6 protein-coding genes and 2 pseudogenes are annotated in these 8,640 nt (G+C 45.0%); 2 read left to right on the plus strand and 6 right to left on the minus strand.

Translation table 11 applies throughout. The features are described 5' to 3' along the window. Nucleotides 1–159 precede the first annotated feature (159 nt). The 4 genes from D5281_RS23205 to D5281_RS23220 all read right to left on the minus strand — a co-directional run bounded on the left by D5281_RS23205 (nt 160) and on the right by D5281_RS23220 (nt 5,213). On the minus strand, nt 160–774 hold the full coding sequence (locus D5281_RS23205) for a response regulator transcription factor (RefSeq protein ID WP_160562290.1): 615 nt from the start codon (nt 772–774) through the stop codon (nt 160–162). Then, on the minus strand, nt 746–2,308 hold the full coding sequence (locus tag D5281_RS23210) for a sensor histidine kinase (RefSeq protein WP_160562291.1): 1,563 nt from the start codon (nt 2,306–2,308) through the stop codon (nt 746–748). The genes D5281_RS23205 and D5281_RS23210 overlap by 29 nt, the downstream gene beginning before the upstream one ends. Before the next feature lie 137 nt (nt 2,309–2,445). Then, nucleotides 2,446–4,452 carry an ABC transporter permease gene (locus tag D5281_RS23215; RefSeq protein ID WP_160562292.1) on the minus strand — a complete coding sequence of 669 codons (2,007 nt, stop codon included), beginning with the start codon at nt 4,450–4,452 and terminating at the stop codon, nt 2,446–2,448. A gap of 11 nt (nt 4,453–4,463) precedes the next feature. Then, a complete protein-coding gene (locus tag D5281_RS23220; protein ID WP_160562293.1) occupies nt 4,464–5,213 on the minus strand; it encodes an ABC transporter ATP-binding protein in 750 nt (249 codons plus the stop codon). 157 nt (nt 5,214–5,370) lie between these two features. Between D5281_RS23220 and D5281_RS26220 the strand changes: the two genes are divergently transcribed. Together D5281_RS26220 and D5281_RS23230 are read left to right on the plus strand one after the other, a co-directional pair. Continuing rightward, nucleotides 5,371–5,685: a hypothetical protein gene (locus D5281_RS26220; protein WP_277935580.1), complete on the plus strand. Its 315-nt coding sequence runs from the start codon at nt 5,371–5,373 to the stop codon at nt 5,683–5,685. A 137-nt stretch (nt 5,686–5,822) separates the two neighbouring features. Continuing rightward, nucleotides 5,823–7,103 (plus strand): annotated as a pseudogene (locus D5281_RS23230) (MobA/MobL family protein). A gap of 126 nt (nt 7,104–7,229) precedes the next feature. On the opposite strand, the pseudogene D5281_RS26225 reads toward D5281_RS23230, so the two are convergent. Together D5281_RS26225 and D5281_RS26235 are read right to left on the minus strand one after the other, a co-directional pair. Further along, a pseudogene (locus D5281_RS26225) lies at nt 7,230–8,281 on the minus strand (DDE-type integrase/transposase/recombinase); the annotation flags it as partial. A 68-nt stretch (nt 8,282–8,349) separates the two neighbouring features. Then, nucleotides 8,350–8,640: hypothetical protein (locus D5281_RS26235; RefSeq protein ID WP_277935583.1), on the minus strand; the 291-nt coding region annotated here is incomplete at its 5' end.

The raw sequence follows: 8,640 nt of genomic DNA on the forward strand, positions 1-8,640 counted from the left end.
AGAAAGAACATTCGACAACAATAAATTCATAAAATAGACAGCAAAATTTTACATATCGAACTCTTATCAGAGAAGCTTAAATCCCCATAGACACAAGATTTTTTACAGCCTCGAAAAACGGCAAAAGTGATAGAAAGTAACTTTATCGCTCTTTCTTTTTTAACAAATGGGAGGGATATACCCCATTTGAATGGCTTTCGTTACAGCTTCAACAGATGAGGTAACATCAAGTTTTTCAAATATATGCTGCAAATGATTTGATAGGGTACGCTCGCTGATATAGAGTGTAGCTGCAATCTCTTTCCGCTTCATACCGGCAGCTATAAGCCGCAGGATTTGTTTTTCGCACTCAGTCAATTCCTCTAAAAACGGAATCTCCCTGTTAAAAATAACTGCACCCTGTGATATTTGGGAAAGGAAGGATACCAGTTTTTCAGGCTCTATGTTTTTGTTGATAAATCCCTTTGCCCCGATTTTTTCCGCTTCGCTGCGGTATACTGGCAGGTCATATCCGGATAGGATCACTATCTTTTGCTCCGGATATCGGTATAGCAGTTGTTTTGCCAATTCCAAACCATCTTCGGATGCTATGTTTTTCAAATTTATATCCATAAGCAGGATATCCGGCCTGTTGGTATCAATGAAGTTGTCTAACCGGGAAATATCATTGATGCTTTCAAATGATGTGATCTCAGGATAATCCGATAAGGCAATCTCCAGGCTTTTTGAAAATAGGGCGTGGTCATCAACTAATAAAATATTGATAAGAAACATCTCCTTTCATTGGCAGGCTGATCTGTATGCAGACCCCATGCGGGAAGTTATTGGTTATCTTTACAGAACCCTCCATATTATTGACGCGCTCAGTGACCAGTGCAAGCCCGCTGTGCTTTGATGGATCGGCGGATGAGAGGGTGTCCGCATCAGCAGTTCCATTGTCCCTTATGCGCAGCGTTATGGCCCCGTTGTCCTGTGCAAGGGTTATCCATGCTTTTTCACCCACTGAGTGCTTATAAATATTCGTGACAAGCTCTTTCAGGAGACGGTATACGAATATATCATAAGGGGCGGCTAAAAACAGGGAATCCTGACATTCAAAAGTAACACGGATATTACGGTGCGGAAAGGACTGTGATATATATTCAAGCAGGCTTTGGTAATTCTCTTTCACAGTGAGCTTGGGGAGCAGTGCAGGACGGTAATCCTGCATCCGTTCACGGATATAAGTGTTCATGTTATCAAGGGCTTCCGTGATGGTTTTCTGGATATCGGGGCGGCCTGCTTTTTTCATCATGTTTTTTATGGAAAGCAGGTCCTGGAGAATGTCATCATGGAGGAAATTTGCAAATTCGATGTTTAGCTGTTCTTCCTGCTGTAGCTGCTCTAATGCGGCGTAGTATCTGCTTTCCCTGGTCATCGCACTTTTTCCGTGCTTTAAATTAAAATCTAATGCAATGTTGCAGGCATATACAAAGACAAACATGGCATCCAGCATAAGGAAAAACAGTGGGAAGCCGATGCCTGAAGCCAGTGCGGACAGACCGCAGATAACTGCCCCGGCAAGCAGGATCAACGCTGACTGGCGACTGCTGAATATGGTTGACAGAGGGGCACTGCTATGTTCTTTTCGTATAATGCCGTGTATGCTCATAGAGAACAGCAGGATAGGAAGATATATCCCAAAATTAGAAAGATGCCCGCTGACTCCCATTGTAGAGAAGCAATAGGCAAGGAATAAAATGCTTACCGTCACAAGGGAGAAAAGGATATATTTCCACTCCGCCTTAAAAACAAAGGCGGTCCTTTTTCTGTGGAAGACAACAATGAAAAGGAAGCAAAGCCAGCCTGCCAGAAACTGTATGCCGTAAAACAGGGAAAATATTTCATTTGACGCCAGCAGGCCGATAAGGGAGCAGATGCAGGTTCCGGTCAGGCAGATGTTTACTGCTTTCTTGAATTTATATCCGCTTCCCTGAAACAGAAACATGAGTATGAAATTTATGGAGACATACCAAATGACCGGGCTTAAGGCAGAGAAGACGATACCCGTCCGGGCATCGTCCTGCGCAGACAGGAGTATATACCAGCTATGGAGTGCCAGCAGGCCGCAAAACAGGGAGATGACTTTGTTTCCCCTGACATTGCAGGAACTTATATAAGTAATGTCTATGAGTATCAAAGAGGACAGGAACAGGGATACGATCCCTGTGGTGCTAAATACCATATTCCTGTTTATGGCCAGTGCCATATACATAATGAGCAAAATGGAATTTGCAAAAAGCAGAAGGTTTAATGTTATACGCTTCATATCCGGCCTCCTTTTTTCACGCTTCATTATACCATTTATTTTCGGGTATACAAACAGGAATTTCTGCATGATTTCTGATTTGTCATAAAGGCGTGTGAAACCGCCGGGCATGAAAGCGCGGCGGTTTCATGCAGCCTCTATTTTGTCAGCACAGCTTTACAGCAGGTGTGGACAGTCATACGGTAATAGGCCAGATAAATAATGAATGTCAGCATAATGGCGGCCATTGTGGGTGTATACAGCACGAGACTGTTTTTCAGGATATTCTGCATGAGGGCGGACTTGTATACCAGCGTGGCGAAGATGCAGTCCGCCAGCCCGAATAAAAATGGGATGATGAAAAAAGCCGCAGTCTGTTTTTGGATGATCTTTTTGATTTTCCTGTCCGTATACCCCATTTTGCGGAGAATATCATAATCAGATTTCGAGTCGGTTATGGCTGAAACATTATTAAAGTAAAGGATGCTTCCGGTTGCTATAAAGAACAACACCACGAGAAAACCGATCAACAGGAATGTGGAACTGCTCAGGGAAAATATTTCGTGTACCCTGTGCGAGTTTCCCTGCAGGTAGGGACTTCCGGACAGATATTCTGACAGAGCCTGGAACAGTGCCTCGTTATCCTCAATGGATTTTCCGTTTATGCTGAGGACTTTCGCTGCAGGAACTGCCTGTTCTGTTAGCATATGGTATAAATCGTCACTTACGATCAAAGTCCCGACACTGTTTGCAAATGAAATGGGATTATCCAAAGTAACAGCGGTCACTGTGACCGGTATTTCATGATTGCCTATGAGCAGTGGATAAACATTGCCCGTTTCATCATTGTCAGAATCCGGCTGGTACTTGATTAAAATACACTCATTGTTATTTAAAGTGGCAAGCTGTTCCAACGCTTTTGTCCGTCCCTGTGCTTCCAGAAGAACTGTATAGTTTGAGAATGGAATACATTCAAACCCTGCATCCCGCAGGATTTTTTCATTATCCGAATCCCCCTTGGAGGTTCCGATGCTGTACTCCACAGGGAGCTGCCCGGCAGTGGAAGTGACCTTATAAATATCAGTCTGCAGGAATGTGACATCATCCCCCGGTGAATACTCATTTATGATCTGTTTGAACGCAGTTATTTCACTTTCATTTTCAATCCTGCATTCTATTTCCGATGGTGCCATACGGGATACCGCAGCTATTGGGTAGTATAGCGACAAAGCCATGACGCTTGAAACAGTCAATGTTGCGGCTGACAATAATGTAAGCATGATCAGTGTCCTGGAGTTTGAATGGATACGGTATATGAATCCAGGCGCAGTGATGATCTTCGTTTCCGTGTAGAATTTTCGTTTGTTTTTCTTCCCTGCCTGTACCGCAAAGGGAAGAAAGGATGCGATAAAAAGCACTGTCCCTGAGAGTATGAGTGCAGATGTCAGCATGCCGACTGGATAAAAACCAATTGTAAGCCATAAGGATTCCGCACCCCGTAATATATCGAGTGCAAGGCAGTATCCTGTAATAACAGCCAAAAATCCAATGACAGACGGGACAGCATGGAAGCTCATCCTTTTTTCTGCACTTTTTTCATATCTCACTAAATCCATGAGTGATGTCCTGAAAAGGAATCTGCTGTTGGACAGGGCTAATACTATGACAACAGCGGAAATAAAGCAGGCTGTTTTCATAACGGCATTTGGGTTAAAAAAGGGTATTTCTGAATGATTGACCGCCAGATCCAGCAATTTTGTAATGCCAAAGACAATCCCCTTGTGGAAAAAACCGCCCAGAAGTATCCCGGCGATAAAAGCTCCTGAACAGGTGAGCAGGTTTTCTGTTATGAGCAGGGAGAGTATTGTGGATTTTCTGTATCCTAATAATGCGTAAATACCGAGTTCCTTTGTGCGGCGGCGTAAAAAGAAGCGGTTTGAATATGACATATAGAAAACAACAAAAGCCATGAGGAATACGGAAATCGTGTTGCACATCGTTTCAACCCGTCCGTCATTTGATATTTTTTCAAGCATGACCGCATTCATGGAGAACGAAGTGAATGCAAAAAAGACAGTGATCACAAATGTAACGGATAATAGATAGAGGGCGTAAAACGAAAAATTATTTTTCAGATTCTTAAGCGCCATAGATAAATTATGCATCTCTCCCCCTCCTATCTTTCTGTGTCTAATTTTGCCACTTCCCGTGCGATGGATTCATAGAATGTGCGCCTGTCATCATTCTGTCTGAACAGCTCCCGGATAATGCACCCATCTTTAAAGATCAAAATGCGATCAGCGAAACTTGCGGCATATGCATCATGTGTAACCATCAATATAGTGGTATTAAGGGATTCGTTTGATTCCTTCAAGGTGTTTAGTAAATCTGTCGCAGAACTGGAATCCAACGCCCCCGTTGGCTCATCGGCAAATAGAATACTTGGTCGCTTTACAATGGCCCTCAAAGCCGAAGCCCGCTGTCTCTGCCCGCCCGAAAGCTCATTTGGGTATTTGTTAAGCTGTGGGTCAATGCCAAATGCTTCTGCCAGGCTCCGTACCATGTTTTCTATTTTTTTCGGCGGGAGTTTCTGCAGGGTAAGCGGGACAGCAATGTTTTCAAAAATGGTAAGGCTGTCAAGCAGGAGATATTCCTGAAAAATAAATCCCAGCTTATCCCTGCGGAAATCCGCTGCGCCTGAATCGGAAAGGTTCTTAATGTTGACACCGTCTATTGTGATGCTGCCGCTTGTAGGTGTGTCAATCGTGGAAAGGACATTAAGCAGCGTAGTCTTCCCGGAACCCGAAGCGCCCATGATGGCGATAAACTCACTTTTCGCCACGCTGAACGATACTTTATTCAGGCTTGGGTGCTGTGCCCTGGCATAAATTTTTGTTACTTCTGTTGCTTCTAATAATGCAGACATATGAAATTCTCCTTTGCGTTTGATGTAAACATTGTACTTTTTGGGACTTGAAATGAAATGAGTAAAACAGGCAATTATTTTTGCGTGATTTACTCATTCAAATTGGGAAGCAGTATGATAATCTAGTTAAAAATAATTTTATAGAGGAGAAAATGAAATGAATAAGTTACAACTGAGTTCAAAGAAAATCATTACCTGGCTATGTGTGAACTATGGCATATTTATTCTTGCTTTCCTTGTGCTGGGTACATTAAGCAGTGAGTACAAAGCGATAATATGGATAAATTTTTTCCTTGATGTTGCCATTTGCGTTATATCACTTGTGCTTAATATTATCCTGTTTTTCCAAAAGCATGAAACGTCTTTGTTTGTAAAACTTGTTCTTCTGTTTATAACTTTATTTTTGGCGGCGTTCACTTACTATGCATTTATTATGCCGGAGTGCGGTTTGCCGTCAGTGCTGTTTTCTTAATTGTCCCCTTGGCAAGCTTCGCTTGCTACCCTTTAGTGAACTTTGCGTTCAGACAAAAGCCAAAGTGCGGCTTTTATCTGCCCACAAAGTTTATGAGTGCGCCCCTCTACCCTGTCGGCAGAATGTAGGTGTTGCATATGGGTAATGTCACGAAACAGGCAAGCACACGTTTTTCCATAGTCAAGCAGAGCAAGGGGCAGTCGGCAGTTGAGAAAGCGTCCTATATCAGCAGGAGCGTTCTTGTGAGCGAATATGACGGGCAGACTTACCGCCCGAAATACCATGAATATTTAGTCCACAGCGAAATCTCCCTACCGACTAACGCACCCAAAGAATATGCAGACCGAGCCACCTTATGGAACTCTGTTGAACTGTCCGAGAAAGGACAGAAATCACAGCTTGCGAGAATGTTAAAAGCGTCACTCCCCAACGATTGGAGTTATGAACTTGCGGAGGAAGTTGTGATGGATTATGTGCAGAGGAATTTTGTTGACAAGGGAATGTGCGCTGATTGGGCAATCCATGACAGCGAGAACGACAAAGGACAGCGCAATCTCCATATCCATGTTTTACTCACAATGCGCCCTCTCACTGAAAACGGGGAATGGGGAGCAAAGACAAAAAAGGTTTATATACTTGATGAAAACGGCGAGCGTGTTCCCCTCATTGACAAAAAGACAGGTCAGCAGAAAGTTGACAAGCGGAACAGGAAACAGTGAAAATGTCAGACCGTAGAAAGCAACGACTGGAACAGCAGGGAAAACGCTAAAATGTGGCGAAAGGATTTAGCCGACACAATCAATGCCACCAATGAGCAGTTGGGGATTGCGCTACATTGGGAACACCGCTCTTTTAAGGAACAGGGCATTGACAGAGAGCCGACAATCCATATCGGGGCGGTTGCCAACGCTTTAGAGCGCAAGGGCATACAGATCGAGAGGGGCAACATCAATCGGGAAATCATCAAGAACAATCTCCTGTTGGAACAAGCAAAGGAAATGCTCATGCTTGCCAAGCAGGAACTTCACAGCGCACAATACGCCAAGATTAAAAATGCGGCGGTCAGCGTGAAGAATGAAGTTATGGAGATGATTGCGAAAGTAAGGGAGCACAAAGGCAGATTAGACTTACCGATTGTCAGCGGAAAGCACCTAAGAAGAATATCCGACCGAGCCGCCTTGCAGTCAGTCGACAATGCGGAGAAATTCATCACCACAAGGAAGATAGACAGCTTTGAGAGCCTTGCAAAATTCATAGCGGATAAGGAACAGAGATACCAACAGTTGGAAACGGTACATCTTTCAAAGGGGCAGAAACTAAGCCGATTAAAGGAACTGTCAAAAATGTATACCCTCTATGCGCCAATCCAAGCCACCTATAAGGAAAGCCGAGATACAGTCCTTACAATCCGAGTATGACAGTATCGGCAGGGAGCAGACCAAAACCGCCACAGAATTAGCTTATGCCGAGGTAATCGGCTATAACAAAAAGAACCTTGAGAGGGAGCTTCAGAACGAGAGCCGACAGCAGAACAGACAACAGAGCAGAACGAAACGGAGGGAGGAGGAAATTGTTCTTTCAATTTCCAGAAGGAAAGCCCGTTCGCTCTGTGCATCATCCAGCCGGCGGATATGCTCAGGTTCGGAGAAGAAACGGTCCACCGGGGACTTTCCGCCGAGGGAGGAATGGGGCGCCTGATTGTAAGAATTGACAAATGCGTACAGGGAGGAGCGCAGTTCGTCAAGGGAATGGAAAGCGCGCATGTCAAGGGAAGCCATCCACTGGTCCTTCATGGTGTGGAACCATCGTTCGATCTTTGCCTTTGCAGTGGGTGTGTAAGGCTGGCAGTAATTAAGTGTGGAGCCGCTCCTTGCGCAGAGAAGCTCCATCTGCCTGTTCTTATAGGAACTGCCGTTGTCAAAGTTGAATGTCTTTGGCCTGCCGTATTTGGAGACGGCAGAGCACATGACGGAGATGAGGTTCACAAAGTTGTTCTGGAAAAAGATGTCAATGCCGGTGATAAAACGGCTTGCGTCATCGAACAGCGCAATGATGTAAACTTTCTTTTTTCCGCTTTCCGAGATCATCCTGGGACCAACGCTGGAATCGCCGCACCAGACCTCATTGATGTGGGGGTGTTCATAGCGGCGCATGTCCTTATTGTTCGTCATCCTGTTTTCAGTCATAAGCTGGTTCACAAAGCGGCAGACAGAGGATTCGGAAGCGGAAGTCCTGGAGATGAGTCTGTTATCAAGGAGAGCGCGGTAGATCATGGATGGGGCATCCTGGGATAGCTTTGCTTCATGTGGCGGATAAATTCCTGGCAGTCAACATCCAGGCAGCGGCTCCTGCCAGAGTCAGAACGGCTTTTTGGCATGAGTGCGTCAAAACCGTTTTTTAAATAAGCGCGGTACCATCTTTCGATGGAAGCGGCGGAAAAATGTTTTGTGGAGCCGTCCGGAGCCGGATAAGACTTTGCGGCCGCCTCCCTGTAATAATCGTCAAGACTCTGGAAATCATCCTTCGTGCCGCTTATCAAAGGTGCAATAGCCCCGCAGCGCATCAGGGCGAGAGCGTGTTTTTCATCCTGCGTCATGTAAAAAACCTCCTTACAAAAGTGTATGGATACAGTATAAGCGCAGGGACAGAGGCTGTCGTGTAAGGTTATGTGGTCAGTGGGAATAAGATATTCGGGGTGCTAACCTGCATGAACTGGAGGCAGTAGGCGGAAAAACAGCGGGAAACGAGTTCCTTTAAGGGACAGATGGGAATGCCGCAGGAAAGAAGACGCTGCTTCCAGTGGAGCAGGCAGGAGCGCATGATATATTTGACGTTGTTCTCATCGATGCAGGGAATGCTGTCCAAAAGGGAACGGAGTGTATGCTTATCCGGGAAAAAATGGATGATATCGGCCTGGTCAGGAGCGGATACCTGTGAATAAGGGACGATGAGGGG

The organism is Parablautia muri (assembly GCF_009917485.1).
In the GTDB taxonomy this organism is placed as follows: domain Bacteria; phylum Bacillota; class Clostridia; order Lachnospirales; family Lachnospiraceae; genus Suilimivivens; species Suilimivivens muri.

What these genes read in the sequence shown, in the direction of transcription:
- D5281_RS23205 (WP_160562290.1), bottom strand. Translation starts at nt 774, where the DNA reads ATGTTTCTTATCAATATTTTATTAGTTGATGACCACGCCCTATTTTCA.
- D5281_RS23210 (WP_160562291.1), bottom strand. Translation starts at nt 2,308, where the DNA reads ATGAAGCGTATAACATTAAACCTTCTGCTTTTTGCAAATTCCATTTTG.
- D5281_RS23220 (WP_160562293.1), bottom strand. Translation starts at nt 5,213, where the DNA reads ATGTCTGCATTATTAGAAGCAACAGAAGTAACAAAAATTTATGCCAGG.
- D5281_RS23215 (WP_160562292.1), bottom strand. Translation starts at nt 4,452, where the DNA reads ATGCATAATTTATCTATGGCGCTTAAGAATCTGAAAAATAATTTTTCG.
- D5281_RS26220 (WP_277935580.1), top strand. Translation starts at nt 5,371, where the DNA reads ATGAATAAGTTACAACTGAGTTCAAAGAAAATCATTACCTGGCTATGT.